The sequence below is a fragment of the Micromonospora sp. WMMD1082 genome (assembly GCF_029626175.1).
Taxonomy (GTDB): Bacteria; Actinomycetota; Actinomycetes; order Mycobacteriales; family Micromonosporaceae; genus Micromonospora.
The window spans coordinates 1177604-1195542 of record NZ_JARUBM010000002.1; the positions used below are offsets into that span (position 1 = coordinate 1177604).

The 17939-nt window shown below is 73.5% G+C and carries 16 protein-coding genes and 1 pseudogene; 14 read left to right on the top strand and 3 right to left on the bottom strand.

The features are described 5' to 3' along the window. Positions 1 to 11 precede the first annotated feature (11 nt). The 3 genes from O7615_RS05605 (at position 12) to O7615_RS05615 (ending at position 3058) form a co-directional block, all read left to right on the top strand. The gene (locus O7615_RS05605; RefSeq protein WP_278176231.1) at positions 12 to 1799 is read left to right on the top strand and encodes a phospho-sugar mutase; all 1788 of its coding nucleotides are present in this window, start codon (positions 12 to 14) and stop codon (positions 1797 to 1799) included. A gap of 178 nt (positions 1800 to 1977) precedes the next feature. After that, positions 1978 to 2862 (top strand): helix-turn-helix transcriptional regulator, encoded by an 885-nt coding sequence (locus tag O7615_RS05610; RefSeq protein ID WP_278176232.1) that lies wholly within the window; start codon positions 1978 to 1980, stop codon positions 2860 to 2862. Then, positions 2855 to 3058, top strand: coding sequence for a DUF397 domain-containing protein (locus O7615_RS05615; protein ID WP_278176233.1), 204 nt, complete (start codon positions 2855 to 2857; stop codon positions 3056 to 3058). The genes O7615_RS05610 and O7615_RS05615 overlap by 8 nt, the downstream gene beginning before the upstream one ends. Positions 3059 to 3182: 124 nt before the next feature. Here the strand turns inward: O7615_RS05615 and O7615_RS05620 are convergent, their stop codons facing one another. Both O7615_RS05620 and upp read right to left on the bottom strand, forming a co-directional pair. Next, complete coding sequence (locus tag O7615_RS05620; RefSeq protein WP_278176234.1) at positions 3183 to 3857, bottom strand: GPP34 family phosphoprotein; 675 nt, start codon at positions 3855 to 3857, stop codon at positions 3183 to 3185. A gap of 56 nt (positions 3858 to 3913) precedes the next feature. Next, positions 3914 to 4546 (bottom strand): uracil phosphoribosyltransferase, encoded by a 633-nt coding sequence (gene upp, locus O7615_RS05625; RefSeq protein WP_278176235.1) that lies wholly within the window; start codon positions 4544 to 4546, stop codon positions 3914 to 3916. A 157-nt stretch (positions 4547 to 4703) separates the two neighbouring features. Between upp and deoC the strand changes: the two genes are divergently transcribed. The 10 genes and pseudogenes from deoC (at position 4704) to O7615_RS05675 (ending at position 16484) form a co-directional block, all read left to right on the top strand. Beyond that, a complete protein-coding gene (gene deoC / locus O7615_RS05630; protein WP_278176236.1) occupies positions 4704 to 5762 on the top strand; it encodes a deoxyribose-phosphate aldolase in 1059 nt (352 codons plus the stop codon). Between the two features lie 5 nt (positions 5763 to 5767). Further along, on the top strand, positions 5768 to 7198 hold the full coding sequence (locus O7615_RS05635; protein WP_278176237.1) for an aldehyde dehydrogenase family protein: 1431 nt from the start codon (positions 5768 to 5770) through the stop codon (positions 7196 to 7198). After that, positions 7191 to 8015: an aldehyde dehydrogenase family protein gene (locus O7615_RS05640; RefSeq protein WP_278176238.1), complete on the top strand. Its 825-nt coding sequence runs from the start codon at positions 7191 to 7193 to the stop codon at positions 8013 to 8015. The genes O7615_RS05635 and O7615_RS05640 overlap by 8 nt, the downstream gene beginning before the upstream one ends. Positions 8016 to 8563: 548 nt before the next feature. Continuing rightward, a pseudogene (locus O7615_RS05645) lies at positions 8564 to 8911 on the top strand (BlaI/MecI/CopY family transcriptional regulator); the annotation flags it as partial. A 34-nt stretch (positions 8912 to 8945) separates the two neighbouring features. Next, positions 8946 to 9851 carry a M56 family metallopeptidase gene (locus O7615_RS05650; RefSeq protein ID WP_278176239.1) on the top strand — a complete coding sequence of 302 codons (906 nt, stop codon included), beginning with the start codon at positions 8946 to 8948 and terminating at the stop codon, positions 9849 to 9851. 137 nt (positions 9852 to 9988) lie between these two features. Then, positions 9989 to 11242, top strand: coding sequence for a cytochrome ubiquinol oxidase subunit I (locus O7615_RS05655; RefSeq protein WP_278176240.1), 1254 nt, complete (start codon positions 9989 to 9991; stop codon positions 11240 to 11242). A gap of 9 nt (positions 11243 to 11251) precedes the next feature. Next, on the top strand, positions 11252 to 12259 hold the full coding sequence (locus O7615_RS05660; protein ID WP_278176241.1) for a cytochrome d ubiquinol oxidase subunit II: 1008 nt from the start codon (positions 11252 to 11254) through the stop codon (positions 12257 to 12259). Continuing rightward, entirely contained in the window at positions 12256 to 13929 is a 1674-nt protein-coding gene (cydD, locus tag O7615_RS05665; RefSeq protein WP_278176242.1) for a thiol reductant ABC exporter subunit CydD, read from the top strand. Before O7615_RS05660 ends, cydD begins: the two co-directional genes overlap by 4 nt. Continuing rightward, positions 13926 to 15746 (top strand): thiol reductant ABC exporter subunit CydC, encoded by a 1821-nt coding sequence (cydC, locus tag O7615_RS05670; protein WP_347405069.1) that lies wholly within the window; start codon positions 13926 to 13928, stop codon positions 15744 to 15746. Before cydD ends, cydC begins: the two co-directional genes overlap by 4 nt. Before the next feature lie 66 nt (positions 15747 to 15812). Beyond that, positions 15813 to 16484, top strand: coding sequence for a permease prefix domain 1-containing protein (locus O7615_RS05675; RefSeq protein WP_278176244.1), 672 nt, complete (start codon positions 15813 to 15815; stop codon positions 16482 to 16484). Positions 16485 to 16488: 4 nt separating this feature from the next. On the opposite strand, the gene O7615_RS05680 is transcribed toward O7615_RS05675, so the two are convergent. Continuing rightward, a complete protein-coding gene (locus O7615_RS05680) occupies positions 16489 to 16830 on the bottom strand; it encodes a helix-turn-helix transcriptional regulator (protein WP_278176246.1) in 342 nt (113 codons plus the stop codon). A 147-nt stretch (positions 16831 to 16977) separates the two neighbouring features. Between O7615_RS05680 and O7615_RS05685 the strand changes: the two genes are divergently transcribed. Further along, the gene (locus tag O7615_RS05685; protein ID WP_278176247.1) at positions 16978 to 17928 is read left to right on the top strand and encodes a DNA primase; all 951 of its coding nucleotides are present in this window, start codon (positions 16978 to 16980) and stop codon (positions 17926 to 17928) included. Positions 17929 to 17939: the final 11 nt, after the last annotated feature.

A 17939-nucleotide genomic window follows, 5' to 3' on the forward strand; every position in this document is an offset into this window, starting at 1 on the left:
ATCAAGGGGCCATGGCGGCGGAGACCACTGACCTCGACACCATCCGCGAGCGGGCCGAACGCTGGCTCGCCGACGACCCCGACCCGGCCGGCCGGGCGGAGCTGCGGGCGGTGCTCGACCGACTGCCGGCGAGCGCACCCGAGCTGGCCGACCGGTTCGCCGGGCCGCTGACCTTCGGCACGGCCGGGCTGCGCGGGCCGCTGCGCGCCGGCCCCAACGGGATGAACCTCGCGGTGGTCACCCAGGCCGCCGCCGGGTTGGTCGCCTGGCTCGCGGCCCAGGGCGGCACCGGCCCGCTGGTGATCGGGTACGACGCCCGGCGCGGCTCCCGCGAGTTCGCCGAGCAGACCGCCCGGGTGGCCACCGGTGCGGGACGCCCGGCGTTGCTGCTCCCCCGCCCGCTGCCCACCCCGGTGCTGGCATACGCGGTGCGGCACCTGGGAGCGGTGGCCGGGGTGATGGTGACCGCCAGCCACAACCCGCCCCAGGACAACGGCTACAAGGTGTATCTCGGTGCCGAGCTGGGTGGTGAGCTGGGCGCCGGGGCGCAGATCGTGCCGCCGGCCGACGCCGGCATCGAGGCGGCCATCCGCGCGGTCGGCCCGCTGACGCAGGTGCCGCTCGGCCCCGCCGGCCAGGTGCTCGGCGACGACCTGACCGCCGCGTACGTGGCGCGGGCGGTCGAGGTCATCCCGCCAGGCGGCCCCCGGGACCTGGCCGTGGCGTACACCCCGCTGCACGGCGTCGGTGCGGCGGTGCTCACCGCCGCCTTCGCGAGTGCCGGCTTCCCCGTGCCGGGCGTCGTGCCGGATCAGGCGGAGCCGGACCCGGACTTCCCCACGGTGCACTTCCCCAACCCGGAGGAGCCGGGTGCGGTGGACCGGCTGGTCGCGCTCGCCGAATCGACCGGCGCGGACATCGCCATCGCCAACGACCCCGACGCTGACCGCTGCGCGGTCGCGGTCCGGGACACGACTGCGGGCACGAACGGACCGGACGTGCCCCCCGCCGGATCGGACGTGGCGGGCGGGCTCGCCAGGCCAGGCGGACCCGACGCGACGAACGGAGCTGGCTCAGCGGACGACGCGGCGGCGGGGCCGGGCTGGCGGATGCTGCGCGGGGACGAGGTGGGCGTGCTGCTCGCCGACCACCTGATGCGGCGCGGCGTGACCGGTCTCTACGCCACCACCATCGTCTCGTCGTCGCTGCTGCGCGCGATGTGCACCGCCCGGAACCTGCCGTACGACGAGACGCTGACCGGGTTCAAGTGGATCGTCCGGGCCGGTGGTGGGGCCGAGCCGCTGGTGTTCGGCTACGAGGAGGCGCTGGGCTACTGCGTCGCCCCGGACCATGTGCGGGACAAGGACGGCATCACCGCCGCGCTGACCGTGGCCGAGTTGGCCGCCGGCCTCAAGACGCAGGGCCGCACGCTCACCGACCGGCTGGACGAGCTGGCCGCCGAGTTCGGCGTGCACCACACCGACCAGCTCTCGGTCCGCGTCGACGACCTGCGCCTGATCGCCGACGCGATGGCCCGGATCCGCGCCGCCACCCCGACGACACTGCTCGGGCAGCCGGTCACCGAGGCACAGGACCTGCTTCCCGAGGCCGACGTGGTGATCATGCGTACCGCCTCGGCCCGGGTGGTGATCCGCCCCTCCGGCACCGAACCGAAGCTCAAGGCGTACCTCGAAGTGGTGGAACCGGTGACCGACGACGACGTCGCGGCGGCGCGTACCCGCGCGGCGGCCGCCGTCGCCACCTTACGCGCCGAGATTGCCCACGCCCTGGGCGTGTAGGGAAGGGCGCGACGGCCACCGGAACAACATTCCGTCGACACTTGCTCACTCAGGGTTCCGCCAAATAGCATCGCCGCATCAACCATCGTCATATTCCGCCTTTGGCGGGCAATACGGTTTTTGGCGTTTCCGCCCTCAACCGTATTGGTTGCATTATGGGACTGAGGGGTGTTGCACGGTGCATGCAACGAACGGCTCGACCGTGCCGCGACGGCAACTCGGCAGGCTGCTCACCCAGCTTCGGGTGGACGCCCAGGTCACCATCGAGGCGGCCGCCGACGAGTTGGACTGCTCGCGGCAGAAGATCTGGCGAATCGAGCGGGGCCTGACGCCGGCACGGGGTCCGGACGTGCGGGTGCTCTGCGAGCTTTACCGGGCCACTCCCGACCAGGCGAGCGTGCTGCTCGGGTTGGCCGAGGTCGGCAGGGCCGAGGGGTGGTGGCACGCATACGGCCGGTCCATCCCGATCTGGTTCTCGCTCTATATCGGGCTGGAGAATGTCGCCAGCAGCGTGCGTCACTACAACGCCGAACTGGTGCCGGGGCTCTTGCAGACCCCCGAATACGCCACCGCGCTCTTCCTGCACAACCGGCCGGAGTTGAGTGAGGAGGAACGGAAGAAGGCGGTGAACTTCCGGATCCAGCGGCAGGGCTTGCTGGCCCGGCGCCTCCCGCCGGCCCCGGAGCTGACCGTGATGCTCAGCGAGGCGGTGCTGCGCCGCCCGGTGCCGGGACGGCCGGTGATGGCCGGTCAACTCCGGCACCTGCTCGCCGTCGGCCAGCGGCACAACATCTCGATCCGGGTCCTGCCCCTGGCCGCCGGGCCACCGCTGGCCGCCGAGGCGGGCACCTTCGTCCTGCTCGACTTTCCGGAGTCATCGCTCGGCGGCCCGACCGAGCCGCCGACGGTCTACGTCGAAGGGCTTACCGGCGCGCTCTACCTCGACCAACCAGGCGAGATCGCCGCCTACGAGCGGGTCTGGCGGGGGCTGGAATCCGCCGCGCTCGGCGAGCGACAATCGATGGAGCTGATCGATGCCATCCTGGGAGAGTGCTATGAGTGACCTGACCGGCGCCCGGTGGCGCACCAGCACCCGCAGCGGCACCAACGGTGGCGACTGTGTCGAGGTCGCCGACAACCTGCCCGGCGTCGTCGGCGTCCGCGACAGCAAGGACCCGACCGGCCCGGCCCTCACCGTCCCCCCCACCGCCTGGTCCGCCTTCATCACCGCCCTCCGCACCCACCCCCCAACCCCCTAACCCCCACCCCCACCCTCGCCTCGTTGATCATGAAGTTGTTGTCACGACACGCCGAGCGGGGCGACAACAACTTCATGATCACCGGGTAGATGGCCGGGGGGAACGGGGAGGGGGAAGGGGTGGGCTAGGGGCGGGGGCCTAGGGCGTGGTCTATGGCGCGGGCCAGGGCGGTGACGACCAGGCTGACCGAGGGGCGGACCACGGAGTCCTCCAGGTTGACCTCGCCGGAGAAGCCGGCGCCGCTGGCGATCTCCTCCAGCCGGCGGCGGGCGTCGGCGGCGGCCTCACCGGTGACACCGAGCGCGGACTCCATCCGGAGTACGGCGACCAGGGTGGCGAGCGCGGCGGTCCGCTCGTCCGGGGCGGCCCCGGTGAGCGCCTCGGCGAGCCGCTGCCGGGTCTCCGCCTCCACCGACCGATCCACCACCGGATAGCGGTGCACGTGGATGAAGCCCAGTTCCGTCTCGTCGACGTCCCGGACGACGCCCTGGTCGCAGAGATCGCCGAGGATCCGGTCGCGGAGGCCGTGGCGCAGCCGCTGCACCCAGGACGAGGGGCTGTGCGGGGTGTCGCCCGCGATCTTGGCCAGCACCGCGTCGGTGACCGGCTCGCCCGTCGGCGTCGGATCCGCCGCCGTCAGCGCCCCGTCGGCGTACGCGATCCGACCGGCCAGGGCCAGCTCGATCAGGACGGCGGCGGCCATCCCCAGGTCGAGGCTGATCCGCGGCAGGGTCGCCCTGCCGGTCTCGTCGTCGTAGGCGAGCAGGAGCAGTTCCTCGGCGAGTGGAACACCAGTCATGGCCCGAGACGCTAGCGGCTGGACGTCCCCACCCGCAGGACAAACCGCCGCCGGCGTCAGAACCGGGGCATGCCGCCGAACTGCCGGTCACCGGCGTCGCCGAGGCCGGGCACGATGAACATGTTGTCGTTGAGGCCGTTGTCGATGGCGGCCGTCACCAGGCGCAGCGGCAGGCCGGAACGCTCCAGCCGCGCGATGCCCGCCGGCGCGGCGAGTACGCAGAGCACGGTGATGTCGGTGCAGCCACGCTCGGCGAGCAGCCGGCAGCAGTGCTCCAGCGAGCCGCCGGTGGCGAGCATCGGGTCGAGGACCAGCACCGGCAGGCCGCTCAGCTCCCGCGGCAGGGACTCCATGTAGGCGCGCGGCTCGAACGTCTCCTCGTCGCGGGCCAGCCCGACGAAGCCCATCGAGGACTCGGGCAGCAGACCGAGTGCGGCATCCGCCATGCCGAGGCCGGCCCGCAGCACCGGCACCAGCAGCGGCGGGTTGGCCAGCCGGGTGCCCTCGGTGGCGGTCACCGGGGTCTGCACCGGGTACGTCTCCACGGGGAAGGAGCGCGCGGCCTCGTACACCAGCATGGTGGTGAGTTCGTGCAGCGCGGCCCGGAACGAGGAGGAATCGGTGCGTTCGTCCCGCATGGCGGTCAGCCGGGACTGGGCGAGCGGGTGGTCAATGACGAGTACGTCCACGATCGCTCAACCTACCCGTCCCGGCCGTCGACGCGCGGGCCCCGGCCCGGACCAGCGACGCCGCTCACCCGCGAGCGCTCCGGCGACCGGTGGCAGCGACCGGCGGCGGGCGCAGTGGCCAAGATCACGCGGTGTCAACCTGCGTAGACTTCGGGACATGACGGCGACAGCGACGTCGGCCCGGTCGGACCTCTCCGAGCTGGGACGATCCGAGACCGCTCTGCGGACCTTCCTGCACGGCCTACCGGGCGTGGACCAGGTCGGCGCGGAGCAGCGGGCAGCCCAACTCGGCACCCGATCCATCAAGACCACCGCCAAGGCGCAGGCGATCGACCTCGCGATCCGGATGGTCGACCTGACCACGCTGGAGGGCGCGGACACGCCCGGCAAGGTGCGGGCGCTCGCCGCCAAGGCGCTGCGACCCGATCCGGCCGACCCGTCCTGCCCGCACGTCGGCGCGGTCTGCGTCTACCCCGCGATGGTCCCGTACGTGGCCGAGGTGCTCCGGGGTTCCGCCGCCGGGTCCGGGCGGCCAACCGGCGGACCGGGACAGGCGGACGGCGTCGCGCCGGCCGGACCCGGCGTGGTGCACCTGGCCAGCGTGGCCACCGCGTTCCCGTCGGGTCAGGCGCCGCTGGAGGTCAAGCTCGCCGACACCCGGGCGGCCGTCGAGGCCGGCGCCGACGAGATCGACATGGTGATCAACCGGGGCGCGTTCCTGGCCGGGCGTTACCAGGAGGTCTACGACGAGATCGTAGCGATCAAGGAAGCCTGCGGCAGTGCTGATGCCGGTCGCCAGGGGCGACCGCGAGCGCACCTCAAGGTGATCCTGGAGACCGGCGAGCTGGCCACCTACGACAACGTACGCCGCGCCTCCTGGCTGGCGATGCTGGCCGGCGGCGACTTCATCAAGACCTCCACCGGCAAGGTCCCGGTCGCCGCCACCCTCCCGGTGACGCTGGTGATGCTGGAGGCGGTGCGCGACTTCCGGGCCGCCACCGGGCGACAGGTGGGCGTCAAGCCGGCCGGCGGCATCAAGACCACCAAGGACGCGATCAAGTACCTGGTCATGGTCAACGAGACCGTCGGGCCGGACTGGCTGGACCCGGACTGGTTCCGCTTCGGCGCCTCCAGCCTCCTCAACGACCTGCTGATGCAGCGCACCAAGCTGACGACCGGTGTCTACGCCGGCCCCGACTACTTCACCCTGGACTGAACCCGATGTTCGAATACGCACCCGCACCCGAGTCGCGCTCGGTGGTGGACCTCAGGCCCTCGTACGGGCTCTTCGTCGACGGAAAGTTCGTCGACCCGGCCGACGGCGGCAGCTTCAAGTCGATCAACCCGGCCTCGGAGGAGGTTCTGGCCGAGATCGCCGAGGGCGGTACGCAGGACGTGGACCGTGCCGTCCGCGCGGCCCGCCGGGCGTACGAGAAGGTCTGGGGTCCGATGCCGGGCCGGGACCGGGCGAAGTACCTGTTCCGGATCGCCCGGATCATCCAGGAGCGCTCGCGCGAGCTGGCGGTGCTGGAGTCACTGGACAACGGCAAGCCGATCAAGGAGTCCCGGGACGTCGACCTGCCGCTGGTCGCCGCGCACTTCTTCTACTACGCCGGCTGGGCCGACAAGCTGCCGCACGCCGGCTTCGGGCCGAACCCACGGCCCCTCGGCGTGGCCGCGCAGGTCATCCCGTGGAACTTCCCGCTGCTGATGCTGGCCTGGAAGATCGCCCCGGCCCTCGCCGCCGGCAACACGGTGGTGCTGAAGCCGGCCGAGACCACCCCGCTGACCGCGCTGCTCTTCGCCGAGATCTGCCAGCAGGCCGACCTGCCGGCCGGCGTGGTCAACATCGTCACGGGCGCCGGCGACACCGGCCGGGCGCTGGTCGAGCACCAGGACGTGGACAAGGTCGCCTTCACCGGCTCCACCGACGTCGGCCGGGCCATCGCCCGCGCGGTCGCCGGCAGCCGCAAGAAGCTCACCCTGGAACTGGGCGGCAAGGCCGCCAACATCGTCTTCGACGACGCCCCGGTCGACCAGGCGGTCGAGGGCATCGTCAACGGCATCTTCTTCAACCAGGGGCACGTCTGCTGCGCCGGCTCCCGGCTGCTGGTCCAGGAGTCCGTCGCCGAGGCGGTGCTGGAGTCGCTCAAGCGGCGGATGGCCCAGCTGCGGCTCGGCGACCCGCTGGACAAGAACACCGACATCGGCGCGATCAACTCGGCCGCGCAGCTGGCCCGGATCCGGGAGCTGACCGAGGCCGGTGCCGCCGAGGGCGCGCAGCAGTGGTCGCCGCCGTGCGAGCTGCCGGAACGGGGCTTCTGGTTCGCGCCGACCATCTTCACCGGGGTCACCCAGGCGCACCGGGTCGCCCGGGAGGAGATCTTCGGCCCGGTGCTGTCCGTGTTGACCTTCCGCACCCCGGCCGAGGCCGTGGAGAAGGCGAACAACACGCCGTACGGACTGTCGGCGGGCATCTGGACCGACAAGGGTTCCCGGATCCTGTGGATGGCCGACCGGCTGCGCGCCGGGGTGGTCTGGGCCAACACGTTCAACAAGTTCGACCCGACCTCGCCGTTCGGCGGCTACAAGGAGTCGGGCTACGGTCGCGAGGGCGGCCGGCACGGGCTGGAGGCGTACCTCAATGTCTGAGCGGGTCGCGGTACGCAAGACGTACAAGCTCTTCATCGGCGGGAAGTTCCCGCGTAGCGAGTCGGGACGGTCGTATCTCGTGCAGGACTCCAACGTGTCGCTGGCCTCCCGCAAGGACGCACGGGACGCCGTGGTGGCCGCCCGGGCCGCCGTCAAGGGCTGGGCCGGGGCGACCGCGTACAACCGGGGTCAGATCCTCTACCGGGTTGCCGAGATGCTGGAGGGCCGGCGCGAGCAGTTCGTCGCCCTCGGCGTGCCCGGCGACGAGGTCGACGCCGCGACCGACCGCTGGGTCTGGTACGCGGGCTGGTCCGACAAGCTCCCCCAGGTGTACGGGGGCGCGAACCCGGTGGCCGGGCCGTACTTCAACCTGTCGGCGCCCGAGCCGACGGGCGTGGTGGCGGTGGTGGCCCCGGAGGCACCGGCGCTGCTCGGCCTGGTCAGCGTGATCGCCCCGGCGATCGTCACCGGCAACACGGTCGTGGTCGCCGCATCGCCCGCCGCGCCGCTGGCCGCGGTGACCCTGGCCGAGGTGCTGGCCACCTCCGACCTGCCGGGCGGGGTGGTCAACATCCTCACCGGCCGCCTGTCGGAGACCGTGCCGACGCTCGCCGCGCACATGGACGTCAACGCGATCGACCTGACCGGCGTCACCGACCCGGAGCTGGCGGCCGACCTGGAGGTCAGGGCGGCGGAGAACCTCAAGCGGGTGCTCCGGCCGGTGCCGGCGGATCACGACTGGTCGGCGGATCCCGGCCTTGGTCGGATGACCGCACTGCTGGAGACGAAGACGGTGTGGCACCCCAAGGGAGTGTGACGCTCCTGCACTGCTTGCGGTGGGGGTTTCCGGCGTTTCCTGCGGCACTGCTTGCGGTGGGGGTTTCCGGCGTTTCCTGCGGCACTGCTTGCGGTGGGGGTTTCCGGCGTTTCCTGCGGCACTGCTTGCGGCGGGGGTTTCCGGCGTTTCCTGCGGCACTGCTTGCGGTGGGGGTTTCCGGCGTTTCCTGCGGCACTGCTTGCGGTGGGGGTTTCCGGGGAGGCCCGCCCGCTCCGGGCGGTCAGGCTTGATCCCTGCGCGGGCGGGCCTCCCCGGAAACCCTGACGTGGGCGCGGATCGTCCGTGGGTCACGGCTTGCGGGGTGCTGCCCAGCGTCGGGTCCTCGGGTTGTCGTGTGTGTCTCGTTCAAGATCCGCGCAACTTCGGGGATGTTGCTGGGTCGAGTGGGTGATGAGGCAGCAGTATCCCTGAAGTTGCGCGGATCTTGGGCGGGGCGGGGCGGGCGCGGCGAGGAGCGGGGGTGGGGGCGGCGGGGAGCGGGGGTGGGCGTGCGGGGTGGGGTCTACTACGGGGGGTAGGATTTTGGGGTGACTCGGTTGGGGGATCTTGAGCGTGCGGTGATGGACGTGTTGTGGGACACGGTTCCCGCCACGTCGTCCGGAGTGACGGTGCGCGAGGTGGCCGACGCCCTGGACGGGCGGGAGCTGGCGTACACCACGGTGATGACGGTGCTGGACCGGCTGGCCGGCAAGGACATGGTGCAGCGCGAACGGGAGGGCCGGGCCTGGCGTTACCGCGCCGCGGCCAGCCGGGAGGCGTACATTGCCCAGCTCATGCTCGACGCGCTCGACCTCGGCGGCAGCCGGGACGCGGCACTGGTCCGGTTCGCCCGCTCGGTCACCGGCACCGAAGCGGACGTGCTGCGCGCCGCCCTGACCGACGAGGGCACGGAGCGGTAGGGGCGACGCCGTGGCTCATCCCCTGCACTTCGCCGCCTCGATGCTGGCCTGCTGGCTGATCGCCCAGGTGCTGGCCCGCGCGACCTGGACGTGGCGCAGCCCTCGGGTGGCGATCCTCTGCTGGCAGGCGATCGGCCTCGGGGTCGGTCTCTCCGCGATGGGCCTGCCGATCGCGCTCGGGCTCGCGCCGTACCAGCGGGGCACCGGAAGCGCCCTGCTCGCGCTCGCGAACGACCTGTGGCACAGCACCCTGCCGGCGGGCCTCGGTGCCGCGCACCTGGGGCTGGTCGGCGTCGGGCTCGGCATCGGTGCGGTGCTGCTGACCACGACGGTACGCAGCATCCACGGCACGGTACGCGCCCAGCGCCGGCACCGGGACCTGCTCACGCTGGTGGCCCGGCGGGATCCCACCGTGCCCGGCGCGCTGGTGCTCGACCACCCGGGCGCGGCCGCGTACTGCCTGCCGGGGGTGAAGCCCCGGGTGGTGGTCAGCGCCGGCACGCTCAGCCTGCTCGACCGGGCCGAGTTGGCGGCGGTGCTGAGCCACGAGCGGGCGCACGCCCAGGAACGGCACGATCTGGTGCTGCTGCCGTTCACCGCGCTCTGCCGGGCACTGCCCTGGCTCCGCTGGGTCCGCGAGGCGCACGAGCGGGTCTCCCTGCTGGTCGAGATGCGCGCCGACGACAAGGCCCGCGAGCTGCACGCCGAGGCCCCGCTGGCCGGTGCGCTGCGCCGGTTCGCCGCCGCCGGCAACCGGATCACCCCGGCGGGCGCGCTCGGCCTGGGCGACCGGGACCTGGACGTACGGGTGCAGCGGCTGCTGGTCGCCGAACGCCCGCCCCGGCTGCTCGGCGCCGTCGCCCTTACCGTGACCACGACCGTGGCCGCCCTGCCCGTCTCGCTCTTCCTGAGCTGACCCTGAGCTGATCCGGAAGCTGACCCCTGAGCTGATCCGCGCCATCGCGCGGGACCGCCCGGCCGGGCGCACATAGGTAGCGTCTCTACGTGTAGCCTCGCTACCATCATCGGTCCCCGTCCCAGGAGAGCCGACACATGGACACCCTGCTCCTCGCCCGCCTGCAGTTCGCCGCCACCGCCTCGGTCCACTTCCTCTTCGTGGCCGTCACGCTCGGCCTGGTCACGCTGCTGGTCGGGTTGCAGACCGCCTGGGTGATCACCGGCAACCCGCGCTGGGAGCGGCTGACCCGGTTCTGGGGCCAGCTCTACGTGATCAACTACGTGCTCGGGATCGCCACCGGCATCGTGATGGAGTTCCAGTTCGGACTGAACTGGAGCGGGTTGTCGCGCTACGTCGGCAACGTCTTCGGCGCCCCGCTGGCGATCGAGACCCTGGTCGCCTTCTTCCTCGAATCGACCTTCCTCGGCATGTGGATCTTCGGGTGGCACCGGCTGCGCCGGGGCGTACACCTCGCGCTGCTCTACGGCGTCGCGCTGACCGCGTACGCCTCGGCGTTCTGGATCATGGTGGCCAACTCCTGGCTACAGAACCCGGTCGGCTACGAGGTACGCGACGGCGTCGCCCACCTGACCGAATTCCCGGCGCTGCTGAGCAACCCCGCGCTGGGCATGGCGTTCGGGCACGTGGTGTCGGCGGCCCTGCTCACCGGCGGCCTGCTGATGGCCGCGATCAGCGCCTGGCACCTGAACCGCCGCACCACCGACTACGCGCTGTTCCGCACCTCGCTGCGGATCGGGCTGGTCACCGCCGCGCTGGCGATCACCCTCGTGCAGGGGTTCGGCTTCGCCCAGTTCGGGCCGGTCGGCGCCGTGCAGCCCACCAAGTTCGGCGGCAACCCGGCGGCCGATGCCCTGGTCGCCGACTGGACCGCCCGCTACGGTCCCGGCGACTACCTGCCCCCGGTGCTGTCCAACGTCGGGCTCGGCTTCATGATCCTCATCGGTTTCGGCCTCGGCCTGCTCTGGCTGCTCGTCCCGCTGCTCCGGCGGGACTGGATCATCCGGCTCCGGTTCCCGCTCTGGCTGCTGATGCTCACCCTGCCGCTGCCGTTCGTGGCCCTGATCCTCGGCTGGATCGCCCGCGAGGTCGGCCGTCACCCCTGGGTGGCGTACGGGCTACTGCCGGTGGAGCAGGCGGTCTCGCCGATCAGCCCCTGGTTGATGGCGACCTCGCTGACCGGCTTCACCCTGCTGCTCGGCACGCTCGCCGTCACCAACTGGGTGCTGCTGGCCCGGCACGCCGCCCGGGGCGCCGCCGATCCCACCCTCGGCCGCCCGCCGGCCCAGCCGCCGGCCGACGACCCCCGCCCCGAGCCCGCCTTCGTCTGAGGAGCCGTGATGGAACTCGCCTGGTACGCCCTGCTGGGCCTCTTCTTCGCCGGTTACCTGGTGCTCGGCGGCTACGACTACGGCGTCGGCCTGCTGCTCGCCCGGGGCGCCGACGCACCCCGCCGGCGCGCCGCCCTCAACGCGGTCGGGCCGTTCTTCCTCGGCAACGAGGTGTGGCTGGTGGCCGCCGTCGGCATCCTGTTCGGCGCGTTCCCGGTGCTGGAGGGGGAACTGCTCGCCGGCAGCTACCCGGCCGTGGCCACCGCGCTGACCGGCGTGATCCTGGTGACCGCCGGGGTGCAGCTGCGCAGCCGTCCCAGCAGTCGGAGCGCCCGCGCCGGGTGGGACCGGGTGATCGTGGTCGGCAGCCTGCTCGCCGCGCTCGGCTGGGGCGTGGTGCTCGCCGGGCTGTTGCAGGGCGTACCGCTGCGCGCCGACGGGCACGTCGCCGGGGTGACCCACCTGTTCACCCCGTTCGCGGCCGCCACCGGGCTGGCCCTGGTCGCCCTGGTCGCGGCGCACGGTGCGACCTTCCTCACGCTCCGGCTGCCCGCCGCCGAGGGCGACCGGCTCCGGCCGTTGGCCCGCCGGCTGCTGCTCACCGCGATCACCGCGGTCGGCGCGGCCACCATCGTCGGCCTGCTCTCCGACCGGGTACGCGCCGCCGCGCAGCGCCCGTCACTCGGCGTACTGCTGGGAATGCTCGTGGTGGTGGCCCTGTTGGCCGCGCGGGCGGCGCTCGGGCGGCGGCGATCCGGCGTGGCCTTCGCCGCCACCGCGGCGGCGCTTGCCCTGCCTGTGCTGCTGGTCGGGGCGACTCTCTGGCCCTACGTGCTGGTGTCGACCGTCGATCCGGCGGCGTCGCTGAGCGTCGCCGACGCGGCGGCGAGCGCACCAACCCTGCGCCTGCTGGGCTGGCTGGCGGTGCCACTCCTGCCGGCCCTACTAGGCTTCCAGGCGATGTGCTGGTGGATTTTCCGGGGACGGACCGACGGCGGGGCACCGGTGTACTGGTGAACCGCCGCCCCTTCGACCCGCGGCTGCTGCGCCGGGTTCCTGCTGCCCGGCGCGACCTTGCCCTGCTCGCGTTCCTCGGCGTGCTCGCCGCCGGGCTCGTCGTGGCGCAGGCCACCGCCCTGGCCCTGCTGCTGGCCACGGCGTTCACCGGGCAGCTGGACCGGCCCGCGTTGGCCGGTTTCGTGGCCGCCGTCGCGGCCCGCTCGCTGGTGGTCTGGGCGCAGGGTGCCGTGTCGGCGCGGGTGGCCGCCACGGTCAAGGCGGCGCTGCGGGCGGACCTGCTCGGCGCGGTCGCCCGGCACGGCCCCGGCTGGGTCGCCGGGCAGCGGGCCGGGCAGTTGGCCACACTCGCCGGTCGCGGGCTGGACGCGCTGGACGCCTACTTCACCGGCTACCTGCCGCAGCTCGTGCTGAGCGTCACCGTGCCCGTCGCGGTGCTGGGCCGGGTCTTCCTCGCCGACTGGAGTTCGGCGGTGATCATCGCGCTGACGCTGCCACTCATCCCGATCTTCGGTGCGCTGCTCGGTTGGCAGGCCCAGGCCGCCACCGAACGCCAGTGGCGGCGGCTGTCGCTGCTCGGCGGGCACTTCCTGGACATGGTGGCCGGGCTGCCTACGCTGCGCGCGTTCGGCCGCGCCCGAGCACAGACCGAAGCGGTGCGACGGATGGCCGACGGCCACCGGGTCGCCACCATGAAAACCCTGCGGATCGCCTTCCTCTCCGCGCTGGTGCTGGAACTCGTGGCCACCCTGTCGGTGGCGCTGGTCGCGGTCCCGGTCGGTATCCGGCTGCTCGGCGGCGGGCTGGCCCTGCAGACCGCGCTGCTGGTGCTGCTGCTCACCCCGGAGGCGTACCTCCCCCTGCGGGCGGCCGGCAGCCGGTTCCACGCCAGCATGGAGGGGCTCACCGCGCTCGACGAGGCGCTCACCCTCTCCGGCTCGGCGCCACCGGCAGCGCCGCACCGCGCCGCCGTGCGACTTGACGGCCGCGACGAGATCCGCTTCGAGTCGGTGACCGTCGCGTACGAGCGCACCACGGCGCTGCGGGACGTCTCGCTGACCATCCGGCCCGGTGAACGGATCGCGATCATCGGGCCGAGCGGTGCCGGCAAGAGCACCCTGCTCGGCCTGCTGCTCGGCTTCGTGAGCCCGACCGCCGGGCGGGTCACCGTCGGTGGGGTCGACCTGGCCCACGCCGATCTCGACGGCTGGCGCCGGCAGCTGGCCTGGGTACCGCAGCGGGCCCACCTGTTCGCTGCGTCGCTGGCCGACAACATCCGGCTCGGCGCCCCCGACGCCCCTCCGGTCGCCCTCGCCGCCGCCGTCAATGCCGCCGCGCTCGACGACGTGGTCGACGCCCTGCCCGACGGGCTGGACACCCGGCTCGGCGAACGGGGCCACGGCCTGTCCAGCGGGCAACGGCAGCGGGTGGCGCTGGCCCGGGCGTTCCTGCGGGACGCGCCGGTGGTGCTGCTCGACGAGCCGACCGCGCGACTCGACGCCGCCGCCGAGGCCGCGGTGCTGTCGGCCACCCGCCGGCTGGTCGCCGGCCGCACCGCGCTGCTGGTCGCCCACCGACCCGCGCTGCTGACCGACGCCGATCGCATCCTGCGGGTCGAGGACGGCCGGGTCACCGAGCTGACCCCAGCGCCGGCCGGGGAGGCGCGATGAGACACCCTTCGTCGGCCACGGGCGCCGGCCTCGCACCCGAGCTGACCGTGCTGCGGCTGGCCCGGCCGTACCTGAGGCGCCTGGTCGGCGCCGGCCTGCTCGCCGCGGCCACCGAGTTCGCCGGGCTGGCCCTGATGGCCACCGCGACGTGGCTGCTGATGACGGCGGCCGGTCAGCCCCCGTTGGACCGGCTCACCGTGGCGATCGTCGCGGTGCGCGCGCTGGCCGTCGGTCGGGGCGTGCTGCGCTACACCGAACGCCTCGCCGGGCACGACGCGGTGCTGCGCCTGGTCACCGACGTCCGGGCGCGGGTCTTCGGCACCCTGGCCGCCCGGCGCGGTGCCCCGCCTCGCAGCGGGGACGCGCTGAGCCGGCTGGTCTCCGACGTGGAGGCGGTGCAGGATCTGCTGCTGCGGGTGCTCGTCCCGGCCACCGCGGCCGGTCTGGTGGGCCTGCTGGCCGTCGGCCTGACCGCGCTCGTGTCGCCGCCCGCCGCGCTCGTGCTGGCCGCCGGGCTGCTGGTGGCCGGCCTGGTCCTGCCGGCGCTGGCCACCCTGCTGACCCGACGGGCCGCCGCCGAGGTGGCGCCGCTGCGGGGCGCGCTCGCCACCGACGCGGTCGATCTGACCCACGGCGCCGCCGACCTGGCCGCCTTCGGCGCCACCCGGGACGCGCTGGACGCGGCCGGGCATCGCGCCCGGCGGCTGGCCCGGCTGGAACGGCGGCTCGCCGCGCTCGGCTTCGCCGTCGACGCCGCCGGGGTGCTGGTGGCCGGGCTCACCGCCGGCGCGGTGGTGCTCGTCGCGCTGGGCGCCGGCGTGGACGGGGTGCTGGTCGGCGTCCTGGCGGTCGGCACGCTGGCGGCGGTGGAGATCGCCCTGGCGCTGGTCGGCGCCGCCCGGCAGTGGACCGGGCTGCGTTCCGGCCTGGCGCGGATCGCCCAGCTCCTGGAGGCCGCCCCGGGCCCCGGGCCCGCAGCCGACCGCGCCGCGCCCGCCCGGCCCGCCGACCCGGCCGAGGGCGCGGCGACCGCCGGGCCGCGCGAGGCGGCCGTCGCGCCGGCCGTACGGTTCGACGGGGTGACCGTCCGCTACCGGCCCGGCGCCCCCGCCGCGCTCGACGGGTTCGACCTCGACCTGCCGCCGGGTAGCCGGACGGCGGTCGTCGGCCCGAGCGGGGCGGGCAAGAGCACGTTGGCCGCCGTCCTGACCGGCGCGGTACGCCCCGACCATGGCCGGGTCACCCTGAGCGGGCGGGACGTGTCGGCGTATCCACCCGACGAACTGCCCGGGCTGGTCGGTGGGCTGCTCGCCGAGGCGTACGTCTTTCACGCCACGGTGCGGGAGAATGTGCTGCTCGGCCGCCCGGGTGCGGACGAGGGGGCGCTGGCCGCCGCGACCACCGCGGCCGGGCTGACGGACTGGGTCCGGGCCCAGCCGGACGGCTGGGACACGGTGGTCGGCGAGGAGGGCGGGCAGCTCTCCGGCGGTCAGCGGCAGCGGCTCGCGCTCGCCCGCGCCCTGCTCGCCGCGCCCGGGGTGCTGGTGCTCGACGAGCCGACCGAGGGTCTCGACCCGGTCGCGGCCGACGAGGTGCTCGCCGCCACGCTGGCCGCGACCCCCGCCTGGCACTCGGTACTGCTGATCACCCATCGACTCAGCGGCCTCGCCGCGCTCGACGAGATCCTGGTGCTGGACGCCGGCCGGGTCGTCCAGCGCGGCCGGCATACGGAGTTGGTCTCGACGCCGGGCTGGTACCGCGAGCAGTGGGTGCTGCAGCAGGCCGCCGAGCACGGCTACCTCGCCCTGTCTCCCTGACCCCTCGGGGGCGGCTCCGGGATGTCCCCGACGCCGGGGCACCGCCGCGCATGGCAGGGTGGGGGCATGCCGGTCGGGGATGACGTGTTGGTCGAGGAGCACCTGCGGCAACTCGCCGGTCGGCTCCGTGGGCCGCGCCGGCTGCGCGCCGACCTGATGACCGAGGCACGGCACGGGCTGCTCGACGCCGTCGAGGCGTACCGGGACAGCGGCCTGCCCGCCCGCGAGGCGTCCCGGCAGGCGGTCGCCGAGTTCGGTACGCCGGACCAGCTCGCCCCGGCTTACCAGGCCGAGTTGGCGGTGGCGGCGCTGCGCGGGCTGTCGCTGCGGGTGGGCGCCTTCGCCGCGGCCGCCTCCGTGGCCGGCGATCTGACCTGGCGCGGATCGACGTGGAGTGCCGGTCCCCGACCGCCGGACGGCTACCTGCTGTTGTCGCAGTCGGTGGAGTGGATCTGGGCCGGTGCGTTCCTGCTCGGCCTGGCCGGGCTGCTGCTCGTGACGGCCACCGCGCGCTCGGCCAGCCCCGCGTTGACCGGCCTGGCACGCACGGTGGGCACCGCGCTGACCGGTGCCGCCGTCCTGGGCGCGCTGGCCGGCGCGGGGCTGTTCACCTGGTCGTTCCTGCTCTGGGACGCGGCTCTCACCTGGCCGCCGATGGTCATCGGCATGGTCGCCGCCACCGCCGCCCACGTCTGGGTGGGGCGGGCCGCCCGCGTCTGGCTGCTGGCGACCCGCTGAGGGGTCAGCCGGCCGTCGTGGGCGTGGCGCCCGGGTCCAGGAAGCGCCCGACCGTCGCGCTGAACTCACGCCACCCCGACCGCTGGTCGGCCAGCGCGCGCCGGCCCGCGTCGGTGAGTTCGTACGTCCGCCGTTCCCGGCCGTTGACGGTGCTCCAGGCGCTGGCCACGTGGCCGGCCCGCTCCAGTCGCCGCAGCGCCGGGTAGACCGTGCCGGTGGGCAGATCGAGCCGGCCGTCGCTGCGCGCCCGCAGTGCCTCGATGATGGCGTAGCCGTGCTGGGCGCCCCGTTCCAGCACGGCCAGGAGCAGGGCGTCGAGGTGTCCGTGCAGCGCCTGGGCGTTCATACGTAGAGACGCTACTTGTTGTCCGGGTGGTGGCGCCACCGGGGTGCGGCCACCGGTTACCCAGCGCAGCCAACTAGGGTATGTGCCCAGAGTCACTCACCGGCATCAACGCCGGCGGGTGGTAGCCCGACGCACCCGGAGGTCACCGTGGCCCGCCAGTCGCCCCAACGGCCGGACGCCGACGAGCCCGAGCTCGATGACACGACCGGCCTCGCCGAGCCGGATGCCGACGCACCGGACGCCGACGAGCCGGACGCCGTCGCGCCGGCCGACGCGGACCGCGCGCTCTGGGATGAGCTGCGGATCGACCCGGTGGAGATCGCCCTGCCGGCCGGCACCGGCTTCACCCTGCGGGCGTACCGGCCGGCCAGCGAACTGACCCCGACCGACGTGGCCGAACGCGACGCCGATGATCCGTTCCTCGCCCGCCGGCAGGTCGTGGAGACCGAGGAGGACGACGAGGGTGACGTCGTCATCCTCGACGAGGACCTGGCCCGGGAGTTCGCCGAGAGCGACGACGAGGAGAAGCGCGCCGCGCGCGGCGACGCCGCCGGCGACGACGATGCCGACGAGAAGGACGCCGACGAGTCCGCCGACGACAAGGACGGCGACGAGGAGGTGCCCGTCTTCCTGAGCCACCGGGGTCGGCTGCTGCTGTTCAAGACGCCCGAATCCCTGGTCAGTTTCGTCCGGTCCGGCGCGCCCAACGATCTGTCCCAGCTGGACAGTTGGAATGAACTGTCCGAACGGGTGGAACCCGCCGACATCGCGCCCCGGGACGAGGACGTCTACGAACTCGATCTCGTCGTGGAGAATCTTCGCGGCGGCCACGACACCTGGGATCCGACACTGCTCATCGAGGCCGGTGAGGTCGCCCGCGACCTCTCGTACGCGTTGCAGCTGCCTGCGGTGCTGGACATGCTCTCCAGCGGCTCCAGTCTCGACGACCTGGACGAGGCGCTGCGCGCCTCGGTCAACGGCGGAATCGGCGGCTTCATGGGGCGGCGTAGGCTGAAAAAAATTGGGGCACAAACCGCAAGTCTGGGCTGGCGGACCATTGTCGGAAAGATCTCTGCGGTCGTGGACTGGCGCGACTGACCCGTACCAGG

Excerpts from the sequence above, each read along its gene's own strand:
- O7615_RS05680 (WP_278176246.1), bottom strand. The coding sequence starts at position 16,830 with ATGAACGCCCAGGCGCTGCACGGACACCTCGACGCCCTGCTCCTGGCC.
- O7615_RS05635 (WP_278176237.1), top strand. The coding sequence starts at position 5,768 with ATGTTCGAATACGCACCCGCACCCGAGTCGCGCTCGGTGGTGGACCTC.
- cydC (WP_347405069.1), top strand. The coding sequence starts at position 13,926 with ATGAGACACCCTTCGTCGGCCACGGGCGCCGGCCTCGCACCCGAGCTG.
- O7615_RS05605 (WP_278176231.1), top strand. The coding sequence starts at position 12 with ATGGCGGCGGAGACCACTGACCTCGACACCATCCGCGAGCGGGCCGAA.
- O7615_RS05620 (WP_278176234.1), bottom strand. The coding sequence starts at position 3,857 with ATGACTGGTGTTCCACTCGCCGAGGAACTGCTCCTGCTCGCCTACGAC.
- deoC (WP_278176236.1), top strand. The coding sequence starts at position 4,704 with ATGACGGCGACAGCGACGTCGGCCCGGTCGGACCTCTCCGAGCTGGGA.
- O7615_RS05640 (WP_278176238.1), top strand. The coding sequence starts at position 7,191 with ATGTCTGAGCGGGTCGCGGTACGCAAGACGTACAAGCTCTTCATCGGC.
- O7615_RS05660 (WP_278176241.1), top strand. The coding sequence starts at position 11,252 with ATGGAACTCGCCTGGTACGCCCTGCTGGGCCTCTTCTTCGCCGGTTAC.
- O7615_RS05615 (WP_278176233.1), top strand. The coding sequence starts at position 2,855 with ATGAGTGACCTGACCGGCGCCCGGTGGCGCACCAGCACCCGCAGCGGC.
- O7615_RS05655 (WP_278176240.1), top strand. The coding sequence starts at position 9,989 with ATGGACACCCTGCTCCTCGCCCGCCTGCAGTTCGCCGCCACCGCCTCG.
- O7615_RS05675 (WP_278176244.1), top strand. The coding sequence starts at position 15,813 with ATGCCGGTCGGGGATGACGTGTTGGTCGAGGAGCACCTGCGGCAACTC.